The following is a 25077-nucleotide window of genomic DNA, read 5'->3' on the forward strand; positions in this document are numbered from 1 at the left end:
GGAGCTTAAGCTCCGCAACAAGGCCGCAGGCCTTGTGGGTTTTTTTAGGTGTCTGCGCCGCTGCGGCGGCGCAGCGATGTTTAATGCGCAGCCGGTGCTGCGCGTTCCCAGCCCAGTCACGGCAAATACCTCTCAAACTCATGGCGGTAGTGTTTGAGGAAGCTGCGCACCGGCATGGCAGCGGCATCGCCCAGGGCGCAGATGGTATGCCCTTCGATGTTGGCGGCGATGCGGTCCAGGTGCTCCAGATCCTCAGGCCGCCCCTGGCCGTCGAGCAGGCGCCCTAACATCCGATACAGCCAGCCGGTGCCTTCGCGGCAGGGGGTACACTGGCCGCAGGATTCGGAGAAATAAAAGCGGCTGATGCGGTGCAGGACGCGCACCATGTCGGTGGTCTCGTCCATGACAATCACCGCGCCCGAGCCAAGCATCGAGCCAGCGGCAATCAGGCCGTCATAGCTCATGGTGGCGTTGAGCATCACTTCACCCGGCACCACCGGCACCGAGGAGCCGCCGGGGATCACCGCCTTGAGTTTGCGCCCTTTCCACACGCCGCCGGCCAAGTCCAGCAGCGCGCGAAAGGGGGTGCCGATGGGCACTTCATAATTGCCGGGACGCTCGACATGCCCGGAGACGGAGAAAATCTTCTCGCCGCCGCTTTTGTCATCACCGAGCGCCGCAAACCACGCCCCGCCCTGGCGGATAATCGCCGGGATGGAGGCGAGCGACTCGGTGTTATTGATGGTGGTGGGCCGCCCATACAGGCCATAGTTGGCGGGAAAGGGCGGTTTATAACGCGGCTGGCCCTTCTTGCCTTCCAGTGATTCGAGCAGCGCGGTTTCTTCGCCGCAGATATAGGCCCCGGCGCCCAGGGTGGGATACAGCTCAAAGTCAATCCCTGAGCCGTGGATGTTTTTGCCCAGCCAGCCGTGTGCATAGGCCTCGCGCACCGCCTGACTAAAGCGCGCATAGGGCTCGTCGAGAAACTCCCCGCGCATGTAGTTGTAGCCCACGGTGGCGCCCATCGCATAGCCGGCAATGATCATCCCCTCGACCAGCGCATGGGGATTGAAGCGCAATATATCGCGGTCTTTGCAGGTGCCCGGCTCGGATTCATCGGAGTTGCACACCAGGTATTTTTGCCCCGGTGCCTTGCGCGGCATGAAGCTCCATTTCAGCCCGGTGGGAAAGCCCGCTCCGCCGCGCCCGCGCAGATTGGCGCGCTTGACCTCCTCAATGATGTCATCGGGCTTAAGCCCGGCGTGAATGATGCGCTCCAGGGCCTGATAACCGCCCACCGCCAGATAGTTTTCATACAACCACGGCTGTTCAAAGTGGCGTGTGGTGAAGCAGACTTGATTGGCCATGCCTCACTCCAGGCTATCGAGGATTTGGTCCACCCGTTGCGGGGTGAGGTGTTCGTGATAAACGTGATCCACCTGCATCATCGGCGCGCCGCAACAGCCCGCCAGACACTCTTCCTCACGCTTGAGATAAAAGCGCCCGTCCGGGGTGCTCTCGCCCAATTTGATGCCCAGGCGCTGTTCCAGATGGGCCACAATCTCCGAAGCCCCGCGCAACATGCACGAGATATTGGTACACACCGCGAGGGTGTGCTTGCCCACCGGTTTTAGGGTGTACATGGAATAAAAACTCGCCACCTCATACACCGCCACCGCCGGAATGCCCAGATAGGCCGCAATCGCATCCATCTGCGCCACCTCCAGATGGCCATGTTCATGCTGGGCGGCGCGCAGGGCCGCCAGCAAGGCCGACTGGCGGCGATCCTCGGGATAGCGGCTCAGCCATGCATCAATCTCGGCGCGCAGGCCAGGCGACAGGCCCGGCGCGGTGTCGTCGTGTGCCTTCAACGGTCAATCTCTCCAAATACAATGTCTTGGGTGCCGATAATCGCCACCACGTCGGCCAGCAGGTGCCCCCGCGCCATCTCATCGAGCGCCGCCAGATGCGGAAAGCCCGGAGCGCGGATCTTCAGGCGATAAGGCTTGTTCGCCCCATCCGAGAGCAGATACACCCCAAACTCCCCCTTGGGATGCTCCACGGCGGTATACACCTCACCCTCGGGCAGGCAATACCCCTCAGAAAACAGCTTGAAATGGTTGATCATCGCTTCCATGTCGGTCTTCATCGTCTCCCGATCCGGCGGCGTCAGCCCGGGCGCTTGTGCCAGCACCGGCCCCGGATGAGCGCGCAGCCAGTCAACGCACTGGCGCATGATGCGGTTGGACTCGCGCATCTCCGCCACCCGCACCAGATAACGGTCATAACAATCGCCCTGCTGACCCACCGGAATCTCAAAATCCAGCGCCGCATAGGCTGCATAAGGCTGGGTACGGCGCAGATCCCACGCCACCCCCGAACCGCGCAGCATCGGCCCGCTAAACCCCAGGGCCACCGCCCGCTCTGGCGACACCACGCCAATGCCCACGGTGCGCTGCTTCCAGATGCGGTTATCGGTCAGCAGGGTCTCGTATTCATCCACACAGCCGGGGAAACGCTGGGTGAAGTCCTCGATGAAATCCAGAAGACTGCCCTCCCGCGCCGCGTTGCGCTGCTTGGCTTGCTTCTCGGAAGTCCAGCGCGAGGGCTGGTATTGCGGCATCTGATCGGGCAAATCCCGATACACCCCGCCGGGGCGATAATAGCTCGCATGCAGCCGCGCCCCGCTCACCGCCTCATAACAATCCATCAAATCCTCCCGCTCGCGGAAGGCATACAAAAACATGCTCATCGCGCCAATATCCAAGGCATGCGCGCCGATCCACAGCAGATGATTTAAAATCCGCGTGATCTCATCAAACAACACCCGGATATACTGCGCCCGCTCCGGCACCGCCAGCCCCGCCAAGGCCTCCAGCGCCCGCACATAGCCATGTTCATTACTCAGCATGGAGACATAATCCAGGCGATCCATATACCCGATACTCTGGTTATAGGGCTTACTCTCCGCCAGCTTCTCCGTGCCCCGGTGCAACAGCCCAATATGCGGATCCGCCCGCACCACCACCTCGCCCTCCATCTCCAACACCAACCGCAACACCCCATGCGCCGACGGATGCTGCGGACCAAAATTCATCGTATAACTACGGATCTCAGGCATGGTTAATCTCTACGCTGTGACAAAAACGCGCCCCCTGCCAAGGGGGTTAAAGACTCTCCCCCTGTCAAGGGGGAGTCCCGCCGCAGGCGGGGAGGGGGTCAAAACCACCCAGGGGTTTTGTGTTAAGTCTTTGAGAGCATCAAAAAACCTCACCGCACCACCCTCGGCACCAACACCCGAGGCGCCACCGTCACCGGCACATACACCACCCGCCGCGCCTGTGGGTCATAACGCACCTCCACATGCCCACTGAGCGGAAAATCCTTACGCAAGGGATGCCCTACAAAACCATAATCCGTCAAAATCCGCCGCAAATCCGGATGCCCGGTAAACACAATCCCGAACAAATCAAAAGCCTCCCGCTCATACCAATTCGCACACGGCCACACCCCCACCACCGACCCCACCGTCGGCAAACCATCCACCAACGCACACCCCACCCGCACCCGCAACCGCACATTCAACGCCAGCGACAACAAGTGATACACCACCGCAAAACGCCCTTCCAAATCCCCAGACGCGCCCCCTGACACGGGACCAAAACGCTCCCCCTGTGAAGGTGACAAAGACGCTCCCCCTGCCAAGGGGGAGTCCCCCCGCAAGGGGGGGAGGGGGTCTTGTATTAAGTCTTTTTCAACCACCCCCCGCCCAAACCCCACATCCGCGACATCCACCGGCCACTCCCCCGCCCCAAACGTCGCAAAATCCACCCCACACAAATCCACCAACTGCCCCAAGGCACACCCCGGCGCATCCCGCAACGCCACCGCCACCTCCGGCCACACCGAGGCCTCCAGCGACAGCGACAAACCATCCACCCCCGCCACCACTGACCCCCGCGCACCCACCACCGCCTGCACCGCCGTCGCAAACTCCGCCTGCATCACCCCACCCCCGCTCACCGCGCAATCGTCTCCGTGCTCACAATCTTGCGCTGCAACTGCAACACCCCAAACAACAACGCCTCCGCCGTCGGCGGACACCCAGGGACATAAATATCCACCGGCACCACCCGATCACAGCCGCGCACCACCGCATAGGAATAATGGTAATAGCCCCCCCCATTGGCACACGAACCCATCGAAATCACCCAGCGCGGCTCCGCCATCTGGTCATACACCCGCCGCAACGCCGGCGCCATCTTGTTCACCAAGGTCCCCGCCACAATCATCACATCCGACTGACGCGGACTCGGCCGAAACACCACCCCGAAACGATCCAGGTCATAACGCGCCGCCCCCGCGTGCATCATCTCCACCGCACAACACGCCAGACCAAAAGTCATCGGCCACAACGACCCCGTGCGCGCCCAATTGATCAAACGATCCGCCGTCGTCGTCACCACCCCCTCGCGCAACACCCCCTCTATGCCCATTCCAGCGCACCCCGCCGCCATTCATAGATAAAACCCACCACCAACACCGCCAAAAACACCCCCATCGACGCCAGACCAAACCACCCCAAATCCCCCAGCGCCACCGCCCAGGGGAAAAGAAAAGCAATCTCCAGATCAAACACGATGAACACAATCGCCACCAGGTAAAACCGCACATCAAAACGCATCCGCGCATCTTCAAAGGCTTCAAACCCGCACTCATACGGCGCCGACTTCGCCGCATCCGGCCGCTGCGGCCCCAGCACTCCGCCCAGCACCAACGGCAACACACCCACCACCAGCGCCACGCCCAGGAAGATCAGGATCGGGAGATATTGTTCAAGCATCAGGGAACGCTCCTCCTGCCGCAAACGAGGCTACGACAGTGTTTAATTTTTCAATAATTATTATTTTATTGCTGAATGATCAACGCCTTAGCGGGCGATCACAGCTGTGTATTTTATTATATGCTTATAATTATAAGGGTCAAATAACCCCTTGGGCAACCTAAAAAATCCTTTTGCACTGCACAAAACATGCCCTTTTTAAGCATAAATTTCTTTAAAACAAAGCATTAAGTTTACCCAAATGGCACAAATTGCTGGAAATTTATCCAAAGACCGGTCTTCTGAGAACTGCACCAAGGGCGCAGCCAGTCCAGCGGGTGTCTTTTTAACCCGTAACACCCCTTAAAAGCAAGGCTATTGCCATTGCATAAGCGGCGCGCACGGACATCCCTTCGCACAAGGGCCGCGAACAAATCAATAAAATGAATTGAAATTAAAGAGGATTCGGATGCAATGCAGGAAAGCCAAACCGCAGGCGAGAAATCAGAAAATTAAGGAAGCGAGTAAAGCGGCGCTGTCAGCGCGTATGAAATTTGTCAGCAAGGAGGGAAAATGATGCCAAAAGATGGCGTCCCCACGGGGATTCGAACCCCGGTTGCCGCCGTGAAAGGGCAGTGTCCTAGGCCTCTAGACGATGGGGACGCAGATTGAAACATTACTAATCTTGGTGGAGCCAGGCGGGATCGAACCGCCGACCTCTTGCATGCCATGCAAGCGCTCTCCCAGCTGAGCTATGGCCCCAAGACCAAATTAATCCGCATATTATACGGATGGCTTGAATAAGTCGTCAAGCACTTTTTGCAATTTTTTCCAAAGCACGTTGTATCCGGGCCAATACGCGGTTTTTGCCCAGCAGGGCCAGGGTCTGATCCATGGGCGGCGATACGGTGCTCCCCGTCATGGCAACGCGCAGAGGCTGGGCCACCTTGCCGAGTTTCAACTCAAAGCGCTCGGCAACCGCCATAATGATCTCATGCAAAGGCTCGGCGTGCCAGTTGCTTTCATCCAGTGCAGCAAAGTCCTCCTGCAAGGCGGTCAACACCGGCACGGCATCTGCCTGCAAATTTTTCTGGGCGGCTTTTTCGTCATACTCGGCAAATTCTTCATAAAAATAGCGGCTGTTTTGCGCCATCTCTGCCAGGGTTTTAGCGCGCTCTCGCTGGGCCAGCACGACATCCCGCAGCGGCGGTGCGGCTGAAGGATCAACGCCGATCTGCCCCATGTGCCAGGAGAGCTGGCGGGCAACATGATCGGCTTCCAAGGTCTTGATATAATGCTGATTCAGCCACAGCAATTTTTCCGGGTTGATGGCCGAGGCCGAGTGATTGACATCCTTGATATCAAACAGCTCAATCAGTTCATCCAGGCTGAAAATCTCCTGATCGCCATGCGACCAGCCCAGACGTACCAAATAATTGAGCAGCGCCTGGGGCAGATAGCCTTCGTCGCGAAACTGCATCACACTCACCGCGCCGTGGCGCTTGGAAAGCTTGGTTCCATCCGGCCCCAGAATCATCGGCAGATGGGCATAACGTGGCGGTTCCACGCCCAAGGCTTTGAGGATATTGATCTGACGCGGGGTATTGTTGAGGTGATCATCCCCGCGAATGACATGGGTGATGCCCATATCCCAGTCATCCACCACAACGCTGAGGTTATAGGTTGGCGAGCCATCAGAGCGGGCGATGATCAGGTCATCGAGCTGGGTGTTTTGAAATACCACCCGACCGCGCACCATATCATCCACCAGGACGGCGCCGTCTTGCGGGTTTTTAAAGCGCACCACCGGCTGCGCGTCGGTTTTAGCCTCAGCATGAGCACGACACCGCCCATCGTAGCGCGGGTTTTCCTTGCGAGCGAGTTGCTCCTCGCGCATGGTCTCCAGCGCCTCCTTGCTGCAATAGCAATAATAGGCTTTATCCTCATCAAGCAGCTGCTGAATCACCTCACGGTAGCGATCAAAGCGCTGGGTTTGATAAAACGGCCCGGCGTCATAATCCAGCCCCAGCCAGTTCATGCCCTCCAAAATGGCATTGACCGATTCAATATTGGAGCGCTCAAGGTCGGTGTCTTCAATACGCAGCACAAAATCACCGCCATGTTTACGTGCATATAGCCAGGAAAACAAGGCCGTGCGAGCGCCGCCAATATGCAAGTAACCCGTAGGACTTGGGGCAAAACGTGTGCGAACTTTCATTGCCAGGATATACCTTTTGAAAATGAACGGTGAACCGAGCGCGCCTGTGCACGCAAAGGCCAAGGTTGACTATGTTAAAATCGCAGCCCGGCTGTCCCCTGATTGTTGAGAAAAACATTAACCCTGCCCAGGGGCATGGATTTATGTCATATAGGGATGCAGTAGATGCGATCAGGTGGGCAAGGCAAACGACCCGCGTTTGCGGCGAGAAACTATAACAAATACGGCAAGATTACAAGCGCTGTAACACAGCCCCTGGCCCCGCCGGGGCGTTTGTACAGCCTCATAGAGCGGCGGCCTATACCCACGCCAAGCCATTTGGAATCAGCGGATTAGAGATCATGCAAGAACACTACGAGCCCCATATCATCGAAACCCAGGTACAAAGCCAATGGGAGGCCGCGCAAAGCTTCCAGGTCAAAGAAGACCCGCAGCGCGAAAAATTCTATTGCCTGGCGATGTTTCCCTATCCCAGTGGCCGCCTGCACATGGGGCATGTGCGCAATTACACCATTGCCGATGTGATTGCCCGCTATCAGCGGATGCAGGGCAAAAATGTCTTGCAGCCAATGGGCTGGGATGCCTTTGGCCTGCCCGCCGAAAACGCCGCCATCAAACAAGGGGTTCCACCGGCCAGCTGGACCTATGACAACATCAACCACATGCGCACCCAGCTCAAGCGTTTGGGCTTTGCCTATGACTGGTCACGCGAACTGGCGACCTGCCGCCCGGAGTACTACCGTTTTGAGCAGTGGTTCTTTACCCGCTTATTCGCCAAGGGCCTGGTGTATAAAAAACAGGCCATCGTCAACTGGGACCCGGTTGATCAGACCGTACTGGCCAATGAGCAAGTGATTGACGGGCGTGGTTGGCGCTCCGGGGCCTTGGTCGAGCGGCGCGAAATCGCCCAGTGGTTTCTCAAGATTACCGACTATGCCCAGGAACTGTTAGACGACTTAGAGCAGCTACAGGACTGGCCAGAGCAGGTGCGCACCATGCAGCGCAACTGGATCGGGCGCTCGGAGGGCGTGGAGGTGCATTTCAGCGTCGCAGCATCACCCACCCCTTTGACCGTTTACACCACCCGCCCCGATACCTTGATGGGCGTGACCTACCTCGCCTTGGCACCAGAGCATCCGCTGGCCCGCCAGGCCGCCGCGCAAAACCCGCAGGTGGCCGATTTTATCGAGCATTGCCGCCATCAGCGCATCAGCGAAGCCGAAATGGCCACCCTGGAAAAACAGGGGGTACCCACCGGCCTTGAGGCCATCCATCCGCTCAGCGGTGAACGCATTCCTGTATGGGTCGCTAATTTTGTGCTGATGGAATACGGCACCGGTGCGGTCATGTCAGTCCCGGCACATGACCAGCGTGATTTTGAGTTTGCCCGCGCCTATGGTTTGCCGATCAAACAGGTCATTGCCCCGGCCAGTCCTGAGCAGACCATAGATTTAAACCAGGAAGCCTTTACCGATAAGGGTATTTTGTGCGATTCCGGCGCGTTTTCCGGGATGGATTTTGCGCAGGCCTTTGCAGCCATTGCCAGCACCCTGGAACAACGCGACCAGGGCAAGCGCTGCGTTAATTTTCGCCTGCGTGACTGGGGGGTATCGCGGCAGCGCTACTGGGGGTGTCCAATCCCGATGATCCACTGCCCCAGCTGCGGCGATGTCCCGGTGCCAGAAGCACAGCTCCCGGTGGTACTGCCTGAAGACGTTGCCTTTGATGGCGTCGGCTCACCCATCAAAAAAATGCCGAGCTTTTATCAGACCTCCTGCCCGCAGTGTCAGGGACCGGCCCAGCGCGAAACCGACACCTTCGACACCTTCTTTGAATCCAGCTGGTACTACGCCCGCTACGCCTGCCCGGACAACACCACGCAGATGCTAGATGAGCGCGCCCGCTACTGGCTGCCGGTGGATCACTATGTCGGCGGCATCGAACATGCCGTGCTGCATCTGCTGTATGCGCGCTTTTTCCATAAACTGCTGCGCGATGAAGGTCTGGTGAGTAACGATGAACCCTTCAGCCGCCTGCTGACCCAGGGCATGGTCCTCAAAGACGGCGCCAAAATGTCCAAATCCAAGGGCAACACCGTCGATCCGCAGGCACTGGTGGATCAATACGGCGCCGATACTGCCCGCCTGTTTATGATGTTTGCCGCGCCGCCAGAATTATCGCTGGAATGGTCTGACTCGGGCGTCGAAGGGGCCAGCCGCTTTCTCAAACGCCTGTGGCGCGAGGTCTATGCGCATCGCCAGCAGGGCCCAGCCCCGGCGCTGGCTCCCAATAGCTTGACGGAAACCCAGCGCACCCTGCGCCGCAAAACCCACGAAACCCTGCGCAAGGTCAGCGATGATCTCGGACGGCGCCACACTTTCAATACCGCCATCGCCGCCTGCATGGAACTGCTCAATGCGGTTTCCCGGTTTGAAGACAGCGCCGCAGACCCGCAAGCTCACGCCGTGCGACAAGAAGCGCTGGAAATCCTGGTCCTGATGCTCGCCCCCATCGTGCCGCATATCACCCAAAGCCTGTGGCACGCCCTGGGGCATTCCCAAAGCCTTGTAGACATCCCCTGGCCCGAAACAGACCAGAGCGCGCTCAGCCGCGACAGCATCACCTACATCGTACAGGTCAATGGCAAACTGCGCGCCCAGATTGAGGTCGCCGCCGATGCCTCCAACCCAGACATCGAAGCCGCCGCCCTCGCCGATGAAAATGTCATGCGCCACCTGGAAGGCAAACACCTCAAAAAAGTCATCGTCGTCCCCAAGCGCCTGGTAAACCTGGTCGTGCAGTAGTAAAACAGCCCTGCGGCGACACCTTCTCGGTGTCGCTGTGTGGCGGACGCATCCTGCGTTCGCTGATTTTCAAGCGGCATCAAGATGATGCCGCTACTGCGAGTCAAAAACTCTCCCCCTGGTAAGGGGGAGTCCCGCCGCAGGCGGGGAGGGGGTCAAGTTTTTTATTAACCCGGCAACTTTTTACATATTCAAAATGAACCACTGTACATTGCCTTGCAGGCCATGACTGGCAAATGGGACTGCGTAACATCAGTTAACAACGTTTTCTGAATAACGCGAAAGACACTGTATGGCTTTTTACGCTTTGATTCAATGCTTGTGGGGATTAGGAGGGAATGTGGAGTTGTGCCGCGATCCAGGCCGGCACGGGTTGCGTTAATGGGCGCAAAGCAAACAACGATGCCGGGATTGGCTGTTGGCTTCGTATCAGTGCTTGGGACATCTCAGGCAATCGCCCCACACTAAAACTCAAATCACTGGTCAATTGATCGCCTGCACCGTAATAGTCTATATCCCATTGTATTTTTAACACAACATCAAACCCATCGCCCAGCATCTGATGACAATAGTCCTCGACTGAATCAACCATCGGGCTTTCTTCACCAAACGCCGTTTCAATGCGCCCTGAGCCAAGCGGATCCACGCGATGCTGCTGAGTGATTGCAAATGCTTTGTAGTCATAGGTATTCATGGCAAGTTTGCGTACATATTCAAATGTCGCAAACGCCTCACTACCATCACTAAAATAGTATTCTTTAAGTTGACGGTGCCGTCGCAATTCTAAGCCATGGGCGGCTAAAGCCTGTTGTACAAACGGCTCAACATCAGCAACAGCAAGCGTGTAGTAGTATGCGGTCTCTTGGTGGGTGAGGTAGTGCTCACGAATAATAATCGGGCTGTGATCACCAAAGCGCCGCGCCATGTCCGCAATGTATGCAGTCCCCGATTCGATGGCCTCCCCCAGGCTGACAGCCCGTAAATCAACGGCATACTGTGGGTTAAGGAAACACGAAAAATAGCGCAATTCAGCAGTAAAGTTGACATCACGGTTGAGCTGACACAGATTGCAACCACGGCTACAGGTGCAGCTTTGCAGTTCAACAAGCAACGGGGTATCTCGATAACGATAGACAGTGCGCCGCAACCCCGTGTTTAACAGCGTCAGTTGCTCACCAAGCTGGTCTCTCAGTGCCTCAAGCCGATAGTAATAAGGATAAAACGCCTTGAGCTTTTGAGTAATCAGTAACTCAAGAAATTTAATCCGATGCGCACCACACATCAGCGCATACTCAAAAATTTGGTCAAGCTGCTCGGGGGTTGTGTTAATCTCTTTCAGCAATACAAAATTGAGTTTGAAGGGAATCGCCGCTGCTTGCAAAGCGGCGAGATGCTGCTGAACACGCAAGAGATCATTGCGTTGACTTGCGGAGGATTGGGAATCAGGGTGTACAATTCTATTATAAACAACAGGATCCAGACTATGCATCGAAAGGTTAAAACGAATTTTTCCCGAGTATTTTTTTAACCCCTCAAGAAACGCTGCATTTAAAGCCCGTCCGTTGCTCACAAATTTTATATCTGGACGATAATCGATGCGCTGCATGTAGTCTAAACAACGCAGAATCTGTCGCCATTTCAGCAATGGCTCCCCGCCCGTAAAGGTTAAATCGTTATATCCCAACCCCTGAAGCTGATCCAAGACCTTAAATAACGCCTGATCCTCTGCTTCTTGGCGGACATGCTCCATATCCAGCCCTTCTTCGTGACAAAAAAAACAGCGGTAGTTGCATTTCTCAGTGATCGAGAACCGTGCCGAGCGGCGACGCGACAGAGATTTTGTGTATTCACGCGGGGCTGAGCGCCGATAATCCAACCGCTCTAGCCGATGGGTAGGGATTACAACATCAGGATCAAATATCAGCGTGAGCGCGGTGATCTGTTGCGATCTTAACGACAATTCCAGCTTCACCAATTCAGGCAACACATCCTGAATGTCGCCCTGCTTCACCTGCACCCGAACATGATCAAGCGTTTGATCAAGTATCCAATTCATAAAAATTAGCATCAAGATAGATTAGAAAAAACGCTGTTTGTTCAATCAAGAATCGATGGTTAGCAATGATTTGTGATTCCTCTGCGATCAATCAATGACTGATTGAAAAACTGGCGTGGTGCGGGTCAATCCCCTCAAATTCGGATCTTAATTTCAAGTTTAGCCCTTCAAACACGGCGGGGCAAGCGCCGTGTTTGAGTCCATTGTCAATCCCCGTAAATCGCCCTCGCCTGTTTGGCTGACTTGCCGGGTGGATCATCCCACCAGCCTTGTGCTTGCCAACGCGAGCGAATGTCCTCCAGCGCCTCAGCTTTGAGCGCCGGATCAGTCAGCGCTGCCCATTCCGCTGCCAATCCCTTGCTCCGCAGCACCTCGTCAGGCTTGGTTCTGTTCTGTTGGGCCAGACGGGCGAGGGTATCATCCACCCAAGCGCAGACTGGCCCGGCGGGGATTTTGGATTGCGGATCAAACAGCCCATAGCCAGTGCGGGTTTTAGCGCCGATGCCGCGTTCTGACAGCGCAGTAATAAGCATCTTTTCAGCTAAATCCAACCAGCCAAATCTTTCCGGCGGTCCTTCCAGCACGAACAGGAAGCGTCCCTGCACGCCAATCTGGGCATTGGGAATCGGGCTATCAAAATCGGTCGCACAGTTCTTTTGCCCTTCGCTGCCGTAATAGTCCGGATGGTGCGTGGTCACGATCTCTTCCACCAGTGGACGCTCAGCAGAATCAGGCACCCACCAGGCATCGTGAAAAGTCACCAATCCCGATAATCCTTGTGAATCAGAAGTGCCTGGTGTCGGATCAGCCTCCGTACCAAAAAGTTCGGCGACCACCTCGGGGTGTTGAACGGCAAATGGACTACCACACACTTGCGCTCGCACTACGCCCTTGATACTCGACCCAGGAATGTACGGCATCCCATAAACATGATGGATCGCACACCCCGTCTCTAGCATCCCGCCGCCCGTCAGACCAATCAACAGCCGCCCTTCAAGCCCCAAGATAAGCTGACGAAAGCGCAGTTGATCGGCGGTTATTGTGCGCCACCGCTGATAGGCGTTAGCGTAAAAAGGCGAAGACTTGATACTGCAAATGCGCTGAATGTGCTTTGTCTTAGCTTCTTTATTCTCTTCGCTGTACTCTTCAAACCCGCGTTGGATCAGCAGCCCGGGATGCGCATTAGTGTTTGTACGATCACTATAGAGCGGGCGCAATGCCTCGCGCATGAGTTGGGTCGCCATCCTTTACACCTCCTGCTCGGTGCTGTCATCGCCAGTCGCCGTCACCCGCAACACCCCTTGCACATAGCGTTTGATCCAGCCCGAGGCCTCCAGCGCTGCACGAGTGTATTTCAGGGTTTGGGCAAGATTGGCGTTGATGATCTCCCTATGCAAATCCTCGCCGTTGGCGACATCATCAAGCGCTCTACCAGCACGCAGCACGGTATTCAGATCATCAAGCACTAACAAATGCTCGGGGGCACTGCTGCCTTTCGCCAACAAAAAGCCCGTCGCCTGTGCCAAGCCATTCTGCAAAATCATGCCAGGCAGCTTGTGCGCAATCGCCCCGTACTTTTGCTTATTGGCTTCGCTGTGACGCGCCTCGACACACTGATACGCCGCCGTTGCAACGCGATGACTCCGAATCATGCCGCCCCCTCCTGAATCAGCAGCCGCACCAAGCCGCGCCCCACACCCGCCTGACCGCCCAGTTGCAGCAAGGCCGACCCTTTGGGCAGTGCTTGAGCCAGCTCAGCCCGCGACAGCTTGTTCTGTGGATTGTTGGAATCACTCAGCGCATACAGCCCCCACAACACCGACTCGGCGGGCAGATGCTCCTCAAACCACAGCGCGCCCTGTTTGACCGTTCCCGTGTCCTGGTCGATGCTGATGCGGGTGCGCAGTTCGGTCGCGGTCTCGCTCAGATAACCCAAGATGTTATCCGGCAGAATGGCAAAGCGTTGGATAAAATCAGTCTGCCCGCTGGCATCATCAGGATGAATCTGTGCCGCAATGGTCTTAGCCCATTCTTGAGTCAACGCATGGCGCTGTGTGTTCAGATCAAGGTCTTCGAGCACCAAAGTGTTGTCAAGCAGATTGACCGAATCAGTTGGCACCCACGCCGTGTTTTCTGAAACCGCTTTGGGAATCTCAGGCACCTGGATCCCAACATCCGCCAGATCACGCCGATAGCGACGCAAAATAAACGGCGAGCTGACATAGCACACAATCCCCGCCAGCGCCCGCACGGGCATGACCAACAGATGCGCATCGCCCACCGTCAGCGCCCCGGCAAAACTGCTGGCGTTGTCTTTGGGATTGCGCGGACCAAACAACAGCGATTCCAGTTCGCCATGATGCAGGCCAACCTCCTGCCGCAACACCCCACGCAACGACGAGCCAGGAACAATCGGCAGTTGCGTGGCGCGAGCGCGGGCGATGGGCAAATCCACCACGCCAACCGACTGACCAGTGCCACAATGCAGCGCCGAGAGGGTATGCAGATGAAATAGATGTGAGTTCATTGAGTGTATCCTAATCAATCGGAGTCCAAGGAGCGGGCAACGCCAAGGCGAAGCCATCGCGGCGGTCTTGTTCATGGTCACACAGGCTGGCCAGCCACAGCGGAGCCAGCGCCTCGGGGGTGGTCGGTTCGAGCAGGCGGAACCAGTAGGTCGCTCCGGCCCCCACCAGCTTGCGGGTCGGGCGCGGTTGCTGTGGCTGTGCCGCTAAATCCCAGCCCGAATGTGGCTGCCAGCGCTCGACGGCGGCGGCGACCAGTTGCAGCCGCACACCGGGAGCGATCGGCGGCTCGCCGGTCAGCGTTGCATCGAGCCAGTCGGGGCGATAGCCCGCCTGGAACACGCCGGGCGTGAGCAGCGTCAGGGTCAGACCGCCGGCCTTTTGGATATCCTGGAACCAGGTGTCCGACGGAGTCGGCCAGACTGTCTCCGGTTCCGGATGCAGCCGTGCCAGCCGTCGTTCCCCGCCCAGATGCACCACACCCGCCGATAGCGGCGCGGCACAGCGTGCCAGCAGGCGCAAACGCGGCGCGTCTGATTGTTTCAGCCCCAGATTATCCGGCTCTAAATCCAGCCCCTCGGTTTGAAACAATTGCCCGGTCGCAGCGGCCAGTGTGGCGGAGTTGATCGCCACATGAGTGCGCCGCTCCCCTTTGGGTGGCGACCAGCCGCGTTCAGTTAACTCTTGATGAGCTCGCGGCTTGCCCTGACGAAACGCCAGCAAATCTTCAAAGTCCCACCACGCCGGGCCTGTGCTGGCCTTGCCCCGGATCGTCTCAGACAGCCGCAACGGGCGCAGTCCTTCGGGCAAATCCGCACCACAGCCATTCTCAAGGCGGCCTGGCTCTAAACGCAGACACTTGGCCTCCGCGCCATGCCCAAAATAGTGCGCATCGGCTGGCTTAGGCACCAGATGGTTGATGATTTTCCCGGTATCATCGACCCGCACCACCAATGATCCGGCAATGGATTGTTCGGTTAGCGACTGGTCAAAAGGCGTGTCATGTTCTCGCGCCCAGGCGGTACGCAGACAGCCTGCTAGTGTCGAAGGCGGCGGGAAACGTGCGGGATCAGCACCAGTCTGATCATCAAACGGCCGCCCTGAACGCACGATCAATGGAGCCAATGGCTCCAGACTCACCACCGGGCTAGGGGGAAGTGTGTGCTGCGACTGCTGCAATACCACGTCTGCCGGTCTTGTGGTGGCGACCGTTGGCCTCGACTGCCGTTGATCTTTTTGCTTATCGTAGCGAATGGGGCGGTTTTTCTTAGGTTTCGGCATCAGTAAGCACCTTTATCTCATCCGGTAGCCAATCAGGGGTCAGCATCGTCTCTAGCGACCAAGGGCAGTTCTCGGGCAGGTCAGTCAGCCCCGTTTCACCCACGGCCAGATCCCGCCCATCACTCCAGGCATCCGCAAACCAGTCAGGATCAGCCAGGGTGTGTTTTAAACTCGGGGTGCGTCGTAAACGCCGTGCAATCGCCGCACGCTGGGTGCGGATGGTTGACTCCCAACTTGCCCCGCGCCGGGTTGGCTGGTAACACCATTTGAGCAAATGCCCAATTAAAATCGCCAGGCGGTGAATCAACTCGCGCTGCTCGCTTTTACCCACGTCCTCAATTTCCTCGGCCAGGTGCTGTAGATCCAACTGATCGAAAAGACCAGCTCGCAAGGCGTGCGCCTGTTGCTTCGCCCAGGCGACGATATCGCGTTCATACAGCTTTGAGGTCATTCGCGCACTCCCAAATCAGCAGCAGTCCGGGCGGATAACCAGCGGGCAAGGATCAAGGTATCCGCCAAAGTCCCCAGCGATTGACGGCGAACACTGGCTAAAATGGTGCGGCGGTGTATTGGATCGAGGGCTTCAGACCCACCCCGCGCCTGAGCGCGATCCAGCATCCGCGCCACCTCTGCCGCACGCATCCCCTTTGCCTGAGCACTGTCATCTTCACGCAGCCACGCCAGCCGCTGATCAATCCCACGCAGGTCATACGCCACGCGGCTCGGCAGTTGACCATCGTGATAAGCGGCGGTGAAGGTTTTCAGCTCAGCAAGCGCCACCTCATCATCCCAATTCGCCCGCCATTCCAGCTCACCGCCGGAGCGAATCCCCAACACAATCGCCAGCGCGTTGCGCGGCTTGTTCGCGGTATCCCCCTTAGCCAAATGCTCAGCACGACCCGCTCGGGCACGCAACGCCCCCAATGGCTCCATCAGATGCCCAATCGCTAACCCAACCGAAAGCGTGGGGTACTGGTCGGCAGCCAAGTCCAGCGACTTGGCAACGGGTTGGAGCGCTGTCTCAAACGCCTTGGCGAGTGTTTGCGCACAACCAACCGCCTCCGGCAACGACACTAAGGCAAGAACATCATCGCCGCCAGAATAGATCGCATGGCCGTGGTGCTGGCGTACCAGCTTGCGCACACTGGAGGCAAAGCCATGCAGCGCTTGGGAAATTGCCCGTGAATCGTCCGCCTGCTTGGCTTGTTGCAACAGCGCCCCCATGCGGTCGCCGTCAGCTTTCAGAATCACCGCATAAGGCACCGGAGCGCCCTTGTCCTTCGGCAGTGACCTGATGACCTTCTGTAGCTGCAAAAGCGCTTCACGCTCCTTTGGTTGGGCGGCATCCTCGCCTTTAGCCGCCAGCGCATTTTCTAACCGGAAGCCATACAGCATCTGCGCATCGTAGGGCAAATCGGCATAAATCCCCTGATTGCCGCTGACCCGAGTCGCCAGCCCCGACTGCACCATCGGCTCATAGGCCGCGCACAGCGCGTCGCGCTGTTCGGCATCCAGCGTGCGAATCCAGGGATCAGCCGCAATCCGTGAGTACGGCGTAAACTGCTCAACCGTTCCCGCCATCCGCTTCATCACCCCCAAGGCATCGAGCTGCTCACCGCGCGAGAGGCCGAGCTGACGGCGAGCGCGATGCTCTTCGTGCCAGTGTTTCGGCAACACGGTTTCCAGCCCACCATCGAGCGAGGACTTGGGCAGTCCGGGCGTGTTCAGCGCCACCGCCGGACAAAAATCGCGGGTTGCCTTGCGTGCGGCTAAGGTGGCACCGAGTTGGACACTCGCTTTTTGGTAGCCATCCTCCCCTTCGGGAATCTCCACCCAGGCGGCAAAGCGTTCCAACAGATCATTGATCTGCGCCTGCCATACCGCATCCCGTAGTTTGACCTTGAGCTTGCCGCGGGCTTGTTCGCCGAGCTCAATCAGCCGCTGTGCAGCCGCCTGTTTGGCTTGCTCACACAGCGCCCGCGCCGCGTCGCCATCCGCCAATTCCACCTCAGCACGCAGGATATTGGCGATGTTGGCACTATTGCCGGGTTCGCGTTGCGGTTGAAGTTCTACATCAGGGTCATCGGGACAAGGAAAAATCAAACAGCCAGGGTGCGCCTGATGCAGCACCTGCGCGGCGGCCCGCGCCGATTCCGACAGCAGCCACGAACCACACCACAGATCGCGGGTGCGCCGAGCAGCTTCGATCAAGGTTTGCACCGGCCCAAGTGACAGGGTTACCAAATAACGCGGCATCGCTTAATCCTTCTCGAAAAAGTCCATGAACGCGGTCAGCGGATCATCACCGCGACCGGCCATCGGTTTGATCTGTTGCGCCAAACGCTGGCGTTGGGCGGGATCCGTAGGCCAAGCGCGACGGAACGGGCCGGTGCCGAAGCCGACGCGTAACTCGGCGGCGCGTCGTTCCCAACCCGGCAGGAGCAGCGCCGCCGGATGCCATTTCTGTCCGCTCCAATACGGACGCAGGATCAGCGGACTGGCCATGCGATCACGCTCGTCATCAGGGATCAAGGTCGAATCACTCGGCTCGCCCGCCCCCATGAAGTGAAAGATGATCGGCAATCCAAACCAGGCGCGGGGATAGACGCCATCCACTGGATGCTCGGGAGCATGGTTTCTCGCATGTCGGTGCGTCTGACGCCGGATGGTGTCGGGTTCCGGCCAACGGCTGCGCCCAGGTCGGTTGCCTTGGCCCGGGTTGCGACCCAGATTCGGACCTTGACGAAAGCGTTGCAGCTTTTTAACGGACGTTTCCCAAGCATTGATCTCATTCGAGCTGCTCGGTACCACACACAGTCGGCCACCGTATTTGGCAACCTCCTCCGGGGTCACCGGCTTGAGTGCGCTGATCTGCACCGCACCGAATCCGCGCCGTGTTCGTGCCCCCGCACCACCAAAACTTGCCCACCAACGCAGCGCAGTCTGCACTTCCTCGTACTGTTGCGATGTCAGAGACGAGGCACAGCGCACGGCGAGTTCAAACGCATAACCGGGTTTCAACAGCATCGGATCCGCGCCTGGATCGAGGATGAGGCCATAAGCCGGCAACCCCTGGATTTGACTTTTCGCGCTGAGCTGCCCCGCCTGAACGGGTTTGGCCTTGACCCGCACCGCGACCTGACTGGCGCTTGGTGATGCTGCACCAACCCCGCCCCAGATCGCCGCCTCGCGCTCAAACATCGCCTCCGGCGAGGCGAAGGGACCGGCGACGATCCGCCACCAAAAGCGCAGTTGACCGCGAATGCCTGATGCACGAATCGGCATTTTTTCATCAACCTCAGCCGCATTGACGCCACCACCATACATAGGTGTAACCAGCTTGCAATGATACTGAGTCCAATGCTCGGTTGCGGGCATTGCATTTTCAGACCATGCGGCTAACATGGCTTCATTTGGAACGGGTTCTAGACTGGATCGACGCATAAAAACTCCCTATGCAGTTTAAAGTAGGCGCATGTTGGCAATTGCTCAGTCTTCATACAGCTCCATGCGGACAAAGGGTGCGTATTTTTCGCGACGCTCGGCCATCACCCGTGTGCCCACATCGGTTTTACGATTTTGATCAAGCAACTCGTCATATTCACGGTGCTCTGCAATGCGCCACACCAGCAGTCGCCAGCCTTCAACTGAGACTAAGTAACGGTCACGGGTATGCTCACCCGGTTTAAGCCAAAACAGCCCCTGTTTCCACGGCTCATGTTTACTGCTTTCCAGGTATTCATGCGACCGACACACCCGTGCCAGATACTCATCAGGTTTACAATCGGCAATGCTGCGAATTTTCAACAAATCATCAAAGGCGCGCCGCGACAGAAAAGGTACCAAAGCGGTGGGGCGTTCCAGCTCATCCCAGATCAAAAATCCCACCGGTGAGAGACTCAACTGCCCGCCGCCCAGATCTTCAAACAACGGTTCAAGTATCTGACGTTCCTCATAAGGCAAAGCGGCTTCCAGTTCGGCACGCAAAATGGCGGTCTCATTCTGGATACGTTCCAGCAAAGGGCGCAGCGGTTCAAGCCGTGAACGGGCAAATTCCACCGGCATCATCGGCAAAGGAATCAGGGCACTGGATTGTTCAAAGATATATTTAGCCTGCACCCCTTTGAGCATTCCGATCAACACGGCATAGGGCACCAGACTTTTGAATCCGCCAGTAGGATTGAGTACACACTGACTAACACCATGCGCATCAATTTCACGCAATACCGCCTTGGTAAAATTGAGCACACCATCGGTACGAAAAGTCTGCGCATCCATCACCTGCAACCCTGCAACCACTTCAACACGACAAACAATCCCTGGGCAGTTTTGCTCCAGATAATACTGGATTGCTTTAGCACACGCCTGACCATCTGGCGTCTCGGAACTGAATAACACCACCGTGTCCTTGGCATCAATTCCCATGCGTACCAGCGAATGAATTTCTGCCGATAACTCACGCTTGAGCGCGCTTTCGTCATCCATGCGCGCATGTTGAAAGGTCTCAAAAATTGCCTTGGCAGCAGCTTCAATGCCACCCTGTTCAGCCACCCAAACAGCACTAAAACGCGGTTCGCGTGGCAGATTTTTTGCGGCACTGGTTCCGCAAGTACACAGATAAACGGACATGTCTTTTTTTACTCCATGATTTTTTTGAGTATCAAAGCATGCCTGCACGATTTAACTTAATAACGCCGACCGCACAAGCTAATCTTGGAAATCTCACTTTAATTTAGTCAGAAAAGGTGTATTTGCAAGAAAGGCACTCATAATTATTGAGAATACGGTTATCAACCGCTGCACCAGCCGCACCACCTGCCACTGTACCAGCTGCGCCACCTGTGAGTGCACCTAAAATGGCGCCAGCTGTTCCTCCAATAGTAGCACCGGCAGCAGCACCAAGAGGGCCACCAAAAGCTCCCATAAGCAATCCTGCCTTTGCACCAGCGGCCGCTCCAGCACTCGCACCGACATAGCCAGCAACCCCACCAGCGGTAGCACCTACTGCAGCTCCTGCTTTAGTTGCATAGTTACGTTTATTTATTCTCGTCGACTTGCAGTTTGGGCAGATTGCCATAGTGATCACCTTTTATTTTTTATGCGTCGTGGGCGTGATGCACCGCCGACGATAAAAGATAGTGGCGGTACTATTACTCTGGGTAGAGGTCGCGATACGATGTAATGGCATCGACCGCATAATCTAGTCTTGAGACTTTCATGTTACTCAACGCGCGTGACCTGATATTCTTCAAGACACGCACCACAAGCCTGCATCTGTTCAATATCCAATTCACACCCGCGCAAGGTCAGGGGTAACTCCAGCGATAACTGCAAATAGCGGCCACCGCGCTCACAGACATCGGCGGCGAGATTGACGGGCAAAGAGCCAATGACGACATCGCCGGGGTTGATAATGCGCGTATCCAGATGAACCACGAATTCATCCACCGCTAAACCTTGCTGCATGGCCCATTCACGGGCACCAGGATGACGGGTCACAAAACGAATGGTCATAGCTATACCTCGTGTCAAGAGATGGCGCGTCGCTGGACAAGCCGCGGTTGCAGGTATGCAAAACGACATACCCAGCGACACGAAGTGGTTAGTGGGTTGTGTTACTTATTTATGCAGCGTGCGGTGGCAGCCATTTTCCTAGCCAGTGTTCCAGCTGCATTTCAAAGGTGTTTTCTTTTTGCTGTGGAAGCGTAAAACCAATGATTTCAAATTGTGGCCATTTTTTCATCTCTTCGACTTTTATTTGTTGTTTCTCAGCCCAATCTTCTTGACTGTTATAATCCGGCACACAGATGAACATTTTCGCTAATCGCGAACTGCTACGCTCTAATTCGGCTAAGCGTGAATTCATATCCTTGAGACTGGCATCATAAGCCTTGCACTCCAGGTGCAAAAGACGACCATTTTTAAGCAGGATCGCCACATCCAGTTCAGCGCTAACACTCTGCTTTTTTTGATCCTTTATTTTTACATTACGCCAGACAGATTGCACAATCTCGGCAAACGGTGGGTTGTTATGTAGCCAATTTTGCACTCTGGCGGCTACGGCTTCTTCAAAGTCATGACCTACATCAGGTGCAATCTCTCGATCAACTTGTTTGTAAGTGTTTTTCCAGGCTTTAAGATCCAAATTTTGTGCAATGTTGTAAATTTCTTCCAGATCACCCTCTTTTAACGGTGTATCTTCAGTCTTGCCCGTGGCGTGCAAAATATATTTACGAAAACATTCATGCTGATGTGGCGCCCTTTCAGCAGCTTGCCGATAGCTATACGCTTTTTTAGGCTTCTCTGGAAAATTCTTTACCCATTCATAAATCTTTCGATGTTGCTCAATGGTGTAGTCTTCATCACTGCCATATTGCGGTAATTCAAGCAAAGGCCCAGGCCAGATGCGTTCTTCTCGCCCTGGCTGCATTTCCCGATTCTGGCATTGGAGAACGTCCGGTAAATCGACAGTATGGCGCTGATAGTGGTGATAGCGTACAGGTTCCAGGCTATCCGCCTGCTTGCGGTAGCGTTCTAATACACAATATTTATCATGGTTATACAATAATTCAGTCACCCGCCCATTAAGGGCCCGGCTTAATGCCATCATTTGCAGTTTGGTACCGCCATTGGCAATCAGCTTGACCTCGCCGGTATGCTCGACAAGCTGTGCATGGCTGCGTATGGCCGGTTCAATGCGACTGGGATCATCCGTAATCTGGAGGCGTTCAACATGAATGCCACGCTCTGCAAGAATTTCACAAGCCCCATCACTCCATTTTTGCGATTGCGCGGTTTCGCTTTCAATCCATAACACCTGGTCATGCGCTTCAATCAGTTCCAAAATAGGTAGCAAATTGGCAATATTTTGCTCCGTAGAAAAGGCAATAAACAACGTAGATTGTGCAGACATGATCTTTCCTTATTAAAATTTAAACGGGATGGGTATAAATAAAAGAAAGCCAGCCTAAATGCGGTTCCAGCAGTACTGCACCCAGCAATACACCGACAATACCAAGCAGGAGAAGAGGATAAAAAAACACGCCACGCTTCGTATTTTTATACGAACGCACATACGCTGAAGACAGGACATGGTGATGCTTATCAAGGGATTTTCTATAGGCGATCACACCTGCACCAATGCCCACCATAGCCACCGCAGCCACCGGAATCAAAATCAATATCATACAGCCTCCTTGAATCACCCGAGATACGTTTTTTTCAGTAAACAGCAAATCATCAGCACTACCAGCATCGTCCCGCCCCCCCCTTTGTTGAAGGATATACACCACACAACGCAGGCGGCGGTAAAATTTTTAAAAACGCGGGAGGCTCAAAGTGCAAGAATCCCCAGTTGTATAAGTTTTTCAGGATCGTGCCATGCCTGCGATTCCAGCACTGCACGCTGGCTTTGTTCTTTTACAGCGGCCTCATAGTGCAATGCCTTAAGCGCAGCCGCTCGCAGCTGGGTAAAGCGCTCATAAAAAAACTGACATTGCGCGGTATCCTCTGCCAAAGCGGCAAAGACAGCGGCTTCCAGATAGTAGCAACCCCTATCCAGGGCAGCCAGCGCACGGGCATAAGTGTCGGCATTTTCCTGCCCCATGAGATAACCAAAAAGCAGCAGATAAGCCCATGGGCCGGGGTCTGTATCATTTAGCCGCTTGCCAGCTTCTACCCGCCAAGGAGTGAGCAGACGGGCCATCTCAAGATGGTCTACCGCCCAGGCATAGGCCGCCAGCGCACGCGCCATATACAGCGCATTATCATTGGCATGTGGCACGGCATCTGGTGCAATAATGTGCAGTTGAATCTTAAGCAACACCGCAAGCTGTTCAGCCTGTTTACGATAGGCGTCAGGTTCTGATGCGATCCGACACCCCCAGGCAAGGAGATACAAAGAAGCGGTATGCGCCCGATACTCATCATTCAAAGCCTGCTTTGCAATGGCTTTCTTGGCATTCAATTCATCCATAGCAATGCTGTATTGCCCTAAGCGGGCATGGACACGCGCCATGGCATCAAAGCGTTTAGCCTGACCAGCATTATCACGCTGCGGATCTCTAACAACCAGCAGACGATGCTGATCCAGATCCTGGCGGGCGGTTTGTGGCAGATTCATATCAATAAGCAAATTGGCCCGCAGATTCAACAGATCGCGCTGAATTTCAGCATCATCGCAGGCAATAGCAAAAGCATCATGCAGATAGCTGGCCGTGCGTACATAATCACCAACCCGGCGGGCCTCCTTGGCTAATGCCCTGAACGCTTGCGGTGTGGTTTGACGACAGGCATCGGCCTTTAATGCCCGCATCGCTTTATGGTCACGCTGCTCCGCCAGCCACAAAAGCGTAGGCAACAGATTTTCTTTAGTCTGTGGCCACATAGGCAAATGATGATAGGCATCAAGTGCTTGACGAAAATCCGCCTCGGAAGACCGATCCGTCAGCGGGCACGGATGCTCGCCGTGTACCCACTGATGCAGCTGCGCATGATTCCAGGGCGCACACGCCCCAGCACTCAAGGCCAACTCGCCCCATACCGTCAGACAACGCCAGCCACCATCAACCGCCTGCGTTGCACCACTCTGCTCGCCCACTAACGCGTGAGCCAGTGGCGCCTGTGGATCGGCACTTAGGGCCTGCAAGCGAGCCGTCACGATGGCCATCATCTTTGGAGCATCCAGTCGATCAATGGCACACACCACAGACTGCGCACCTGCAGCAAGCAGCCGTTGGGCCAGCGGATACATACTGTCATGCTGCTCGGCACAGGCTAATAACCAGATGGTGCGTGGCAGTGACAGACCTTCTGGCATATTAAACAGCGCTCCCGAGCTATCTAAAAGACCATGCGCCCCCCCATGAGCGAGTATAAACAGCTCATCACACGCCGCCAGATCTTCACGCAGACTGATCTGTTTGACCGGGCGTAGCTGGTGTTGCCTGACCCAAGGTTCAAAAGCCGTGTTAAAGGCATACTCCTGCCGGGGAAACAGATTTAAATAGCGTACCTGCTGCGTAGCCTGCGCGATGGGTTCACGCCAGCGATGGCTTCGGGCAACCAGAGCATATTTACCCAGCACACCACCCGCCCAAGGCAGCGTTTCCCACGGACTATGCAGCCACTGTGCAGGCATCGTTTCATCTAGCACCAGCACCCAGCGCAAGCCCGTGTCAAGCCCCTGGCCGAACCGATGCAGTTTGTTTTGCACATCCTGCCAGTCGCTGATATATGCGCTTTCTACGCCATCCCGATCCGAGCGCTTCCCCTCCAATAAGTATTTGCCCGTTGCTTCATCCAGGGTCATACTCAGTCTAAGCACCTGAAAATCCATCAAAAACTCTCCATCGTTATGTATGTTTCGCAAG

Annotated in this window: 22 protein-coding genes and 2 tRNA genes; 1 reads left to right on the forward strand and 23 read right to left on the reverse strand. The window is 56.1% G+C overall.

Going from position 1 to position 25077, the window contains the following annotated elements:
* Positions 1-116 precede the first annotated feature (116 nt).
* The 9 genes from nuoF to gltX form a co-directional block, all read right to left on the reverse strand.
* On the reverse strand, positions 117-1367 hold the full coding sequence (gene nuoF / locus THISIDRAFT_RS09095; RefSeq protein ID WP_006786720.1) for an NADH-quinone oxidoreductase subunit NuoF: 1251 nt from the start codon (positions 1365-1367) through the stop codon (positions 117-119).
* 3 nt (positions 1368-1370) lie between these two features.
* Positions 1371-1871, reverse strand: a complete 501-nt coding sequence (locus THISIDRAFT_RS09100; RefSeq protein WP_006786721.1) for an NADH-quinone oxidoreductase subunit NuoE family protein — start codon at positions 1869-1871, stop codon at positions 1371-1373.
* The gene (locus tag THISIDRAFT_RS09105) at positions 1868-3121 is read right to left on the reverse strand and encodes an NADH-quinone oxidoreductase subunit D (protein ID WP_006786722.1); all 1254 of its coding nucleotides are present in this window, start codon (positions 3119-3121) and stop codon (positions 1868-1870) included. Before THISIDRAFT_RS09105 ends, THISIDRAFT_RS09100 begins: the two co-directional genes overlap by 4 nt.
* Positions 3122-3270: 149 nt before the next feature.
* On the reverse strand, positions 3271-4005 hold the full coding sequence (locus THISIDRAFT_RS09110; protein ID WP_006786723.1) for an NADH-quinone oxidoreductase subunit C: 735 nt from the start codon (positions 4003-4005) through the stop codon (positions 3271-3273).
* A gap of 14 nt (positions 4006-4019) precedes the next feature.
* Complete coding sequence (locus THISIDRAFT_RS09115) at positions 4020-4496, reverse strand: NuoB/complex I 20 kDa subunit family protein (protein WP_006786724.1); 477 nt, start codon at positions 4494-4496, stop codon at positions 4020-4022.
* Positions 4487-4843, reverse strand: a complete 357-nt coding sequence (gene ndhC, locus THISIDRAFT_RS09120; protein ID WP_006786725.1) for an NADH-quinone oxidoreductase subunit A — start codon at positions 4841-4843, stop codon at positions 4487-4489. Before ndhC ends, THISIDRAFT_RS09115 begins: the two co-directional genes overlap by 10 nt.
* A gap of 566 nt (positions 4844-5409) precedes the next feature.
* Positions 5410-5485 (reverse strand) — tRNA-Glu (locus tag THISIDRAFT_RS09125).
* A 23-nt stretch (positions 5486-5508) separates the two neighbouring features.
* A tRNA-Ala gene (locus THISIDRAFT_RS09130) sits at positions 5509-5584 on the reverse strand.
* A 46-nt stretch (positions 5585-5630) separates the two neighbouring features.
* Entirely contained in the window at positions 5631-7040 is a 1410-nt protein-coding gene (gene gltX / locus THISIDRAFT_RS09135) for a glutamate--tRNA ligase (RefSeq protein WP_006786727.1), read from the reverse strand.
* A gap of 341 nt (positions 7041-7381) precedes the next feature.
* On the opposite strand from gltX, the gene leuS reads away from it, so the two are divergent.
* Positions 7382-9844: a leucine--tRNA ligase gene (gene leuS, locus THISIDRAFT_RS09140; protein WP_006786728.1), complete on the forward strand. Its 2463-nt coding sequence runs from the start codon at positions 7382-7384 to the stop codon at positions 9842-9844.
* Between the two features lie 328 nt (positions 9845-10172).
* Here the strand turns inward: leuS and THISIDRAFT_RS09145 are convergent, their stop codons facing one another.
* The 14 genes from THISIDRAFT_RS09145 to THISIDRAFT_RS09210 form a co-directional block, all read right to left on the reverse strand.
* A complete protein-coding gene (locus THISIDRAFT_RS09145) occupies positions 10173-11900 on the reverse strand; it encodes a radical SAM protein (RefSeq protein WP_006786729.1) in 1728 nt (575 codons plus the stop codon).
* 206 nt (positions 11901-12106) lie between these two features.
* Positions 12107-13144 carry a type III-B CRISPR module RAMP protein Cmr6 gene (gene cmr6 / locus THISIDRAFT_RS09150; protein WP_006786730.1) on the reverse strand — a complete coding sequence of 346 codons (1038 nt, stop codon included), beginning with the start codon at positions 13142-13144 and terminating at the stop codon, positions 12107-12109.
* Between the two features lie 3 nt (positions 13145-13147).
* The gene (cmr5, locus tag THISIDRAFT_RS09155) at positions 13148-13552 is read right to left on the reverse strand and encodes a type III-B CRISPR module-associated protein Cmr5 (RefSeq protein WP_006786731.1); all 405 of its coding nucleotides are present in this window, start codon (positions 13550-13552) and stop codon (positions 13148-13150) included.
* On the reverse strand, positions 13549-14427 hold the full coding sequence (gene cmr4 / locus THISIDRAFT_RS09160; protein WP_006786732.1) for a type III-B CRISPR module RAMP protein Cmr4: 879 nt from the start codon (positions 14425-14427) through the stop codon (positions 13549-13551). Before cmr4 ends, cmr5 begins: the two co-directional genes overlap by 4 nt.
* Before the next feature lie 10 nt (positions 14428-14437).
* Positions 14438-15706, reverse strand: a complete 1269-nt coding sequence (locus tag THISIDRAFT_RS09165; protein ID WP_006786733.1) for a type III-B CRISPR module-associated Cmr3 family protein — start codon at positions 15704-15706, stop codon at positions 14438-14440.
* Entirely contained in the window at positions 15693-16157 is a 465-nt protein-coding gene (locus tag THISIDRAFT_RS09170; protein WP_006786734.1) for a DUF29 domain-containing protein, read from the reverse strand. Before THISIDRAFT_RS09170 ends, THISIDRAFT_RS09165 begins: the two co-directional genes overlap by 14 nt.
* Positions 16154-17962, reverse strand: a complete 1809-nt coding sequence (gene cas10 / locus THISIDRAFT_RS09175; RefSeq protein ID WP_006786735.1) for a type III-B CRISPR-associated protein Cas10/Cmr2 — start codon at positions 17960-17962, stop codon at positions 16154-16156. The genes THISIDRAFT_RS09170 and cas10 overlap by 4 nt, the downstream gene beginning before the upstream one ends.
* 3 nt (positions 17963-17965) lie before the next feature.
* On the reverse strand, positions 17966-19084 hold the full coding sequence (gene cmr1 / locus THISIDRAFT_RS09180) for a type III-B CRISPR module RAMP protein Cmr1 (protein WP_246585367.1): 1119 nt from the start codon (positions 19082-19084) through the stop codon (positions 17966-17968).
* A 111-nt stretch (positions 19085-19195) separates the two neighbouring features.
* Positions 19196-20335, reverse strand: coding sequence for a putative CRISPR-associated protein (locus tag THISIDRAFT_RS09185; protein ID WP_006786737.1), 1140 nt, complete (start codon positions 20333-20335; stop codon positions 19196-19198).
* 103 nt (positions 20336-20438) lie between these two features.
* The gene (locus THISIDRAFT_RS09190; protein WP_083824573.1) at positions 20439-20783 is read right to left on the reverse strand and encodes a hypothetical protein; all 345 of its coding nucleotides are present in this window, start codon (positions 20781-20783) and stop codon (positions 20439-20441) included.
* Positions 20784-20926: 143 nt separating this feature from the next.
* Positions 20927-21220, reverse strand: coding sequence for a CRISPR-associated protein Csx16 (gene csx16, locus THISIDRAFT_RS09195; protein ID WP_006786739.1), 294 nt, complete (start codon positions 21218-21220; stop codon positions 20927-20929).
* A 109-nt stretch (positions 21221-21329) separates the two neighbouring features.
* Entirely contained in the window at positions 21330-22619 is a 1290-nt protein-coding gene (locus THISIDRAFT_RS09200) for a hypothetical protein (RefSeq protein ID WP_006786740.1), read from the reverse strand.
* A gap of 19 nt (positions 22620-22638) precedes the next feature.
* Complete coding sequence (locus THISIDRAFT_RS09205; protein ID WP_139063974.1) at positions 22639-22995, reverse strand: hypothetical protein; 357 nt, start codon at positions 22993-22995, stop codon at positions 22639-22641.
* Positions 22996-23039: 44 nt separating this feature from the next.
* Positions 23040-25043, reverse strand: coding sequence for a hypothetical protein (locus THISIDRAFT_RS09210; RefSeq protein WP_006786742.1), 2004 nt, complete (start codon positions 25041-25043; stop codon positions 23040-23042).
* Between the last annotated feature and the right edge of the window lie 34 nt (positions 25044-25077).

The sequence above is a fragment of the Thiorhodospira sibirica ATCC 700588 genome (genome assembly GCF_000227725.2).
GTDB classification, from domain to species: Bacteria; Pseudomonadota; Gammaproteobacteria; order Ectothiorhodospirales; family Ectothiorhodospiraceae; genus Thiorhodospira; species Thiorhodospira sibirica.

Bases quoted from the DNA above. Each gene is read 5' to 3' on its own strand.
- cmr4 (WP_006786732.1), bottom strand. From the start codon at position 14,427: ATGAACTCACATCTATTTCATCTGCATACCCTCTCGGCGCTGCATTGT.
- THISIDRAFT_RS09200 (WP_006786740.1), bottom strand. From the start codon at position 22,619: ATGTCTGCACAATCTACGTTGTTTATTGCCTTTTCTACGGAGCAAAAT.
- csx16 (WP_006786739.1), bottom strand. From the start codon at position 21,220: ATGACCATTCGTTTTGTGACCCGTCATCCTGGTGCCCGTGAATGGGCC.
- THISIDRAFT_RS09145 (WP_006786729.1), bottom strand. From the start codon at position 11,900: ATGAATTGGATACTTGATCAAACGCTTGATCATGTTCGGGTGCAGGTG.
- gltX (WP_006786727.1), bottom strand. From the start codon at position 7,040: ATGAAAGTTCGCACACGTTTTGCCCCAAGTCCTACGGGTTACTTGCAT.
- THISIDRAFT_RS09190 (WP_083824573.1), bottom strand. From the start codon at position 20,783: ATGGCAATCTGCCCAAACTGCAAGTCGACGAGAATAAATAAACGTAAC.
- ndhC (WP_006786725.1), bottom strand. From the start codon at position 4,843: ATGCTTGAACAATATCTCCCGATCCTGATCTTCCTGGGCGTGGCGCTG.
- THISIDRAFT_RS09110 (WP_006786723.1), bottom strand. From the start codon at position 4,005: ATGCAGGCGGAGTTTGCGACGGCGGTGCAGGCGGTGGTGGGTGCGCGG.
- THISIDRAFT_RS09170 (WP_006786734.1), bottom strand. From the start codon at position 16,157: ATGACCTCAAAGCTGTATGAACGCGATATCGTCGCCTGGGCGAAGCAA.
- nuoF (WP_006786720.1), bottom strand. From the start codon at position 1,367: ATGGCCAATCAAGTCTGCTTCACCACACGCCACTTTGAACAGCCGTGG.
- cmr6 (WP_006786730.1), bottom strand. From the start codon at position 13,144: ATGGCGACCCAACTCATGCGCGAGGCATTGCGCCCGCTCTATAGTGAT.
- THISIDRAFT_RS09185 (WP_006786737.1), bottom strand. From the start codon at position 20,335: ATGTCCGTTTATCTGTGTACTTGCGGAACCAGTGCCGCAAAAAATCTG.
- THISIDRAFT_RS09115 (WP_006786724.1), bottom strand. From the start codon at position 4,496: ATGGGCATAGAGGGGGTGTTGCGCGAGGGGGTGGTGACGACGACGGCG.
- leuS (WP_006786728.1), top strand. From the start codon at position 7,382: ATGCAAGAACACTACGAGCCCCATATCATCGAAACCCAGGTACAAAGC.
- THISIDRAFT_RS09105 (WP_006786722.1), bottom strand. From the start codon at position 3,121: ATGCCTGAGATCCGTAGTTATACGATGAATTTTGGTCCGCAGCATCCG.
- cas10 (WP_006786735.1), bottom strand. From the start codon at position 17,962: ATGCCGCGTTATTTGGTAACCCTGTCACTTGGGCCGGTGCAAACCTTG.
- THISIDRAFT_RS09210 (WP_006786742.1), bottom strand. From the start codon at position 25,043: ATGGATTTTCAGGTGCTTAGACTGAGTATGACCCTGGATGAAGCAACG.
- cmr5 (WP_006786731.1), bottom strand. From the start codon at position 13,552: ATGATTCGGAGTCATCGCGTTGCAACGGCGGCGTATCAGTGTGTCGAG.
- THISIDRAFT_RS09165 (WP_006786733.1), bottom strand. From the start codon at position 15,706: ATGCCGAAACCTAAGAAAAACCGCCCCATTCGCTACGATAAGCAAAAA.
- cmr1 (WP_246585367.1), bottom strand. From the start codon at position 19,084: ATGCCCGCAACCGAGCATTGGACTCAGTATCATTGCAAGCTGGTTACA.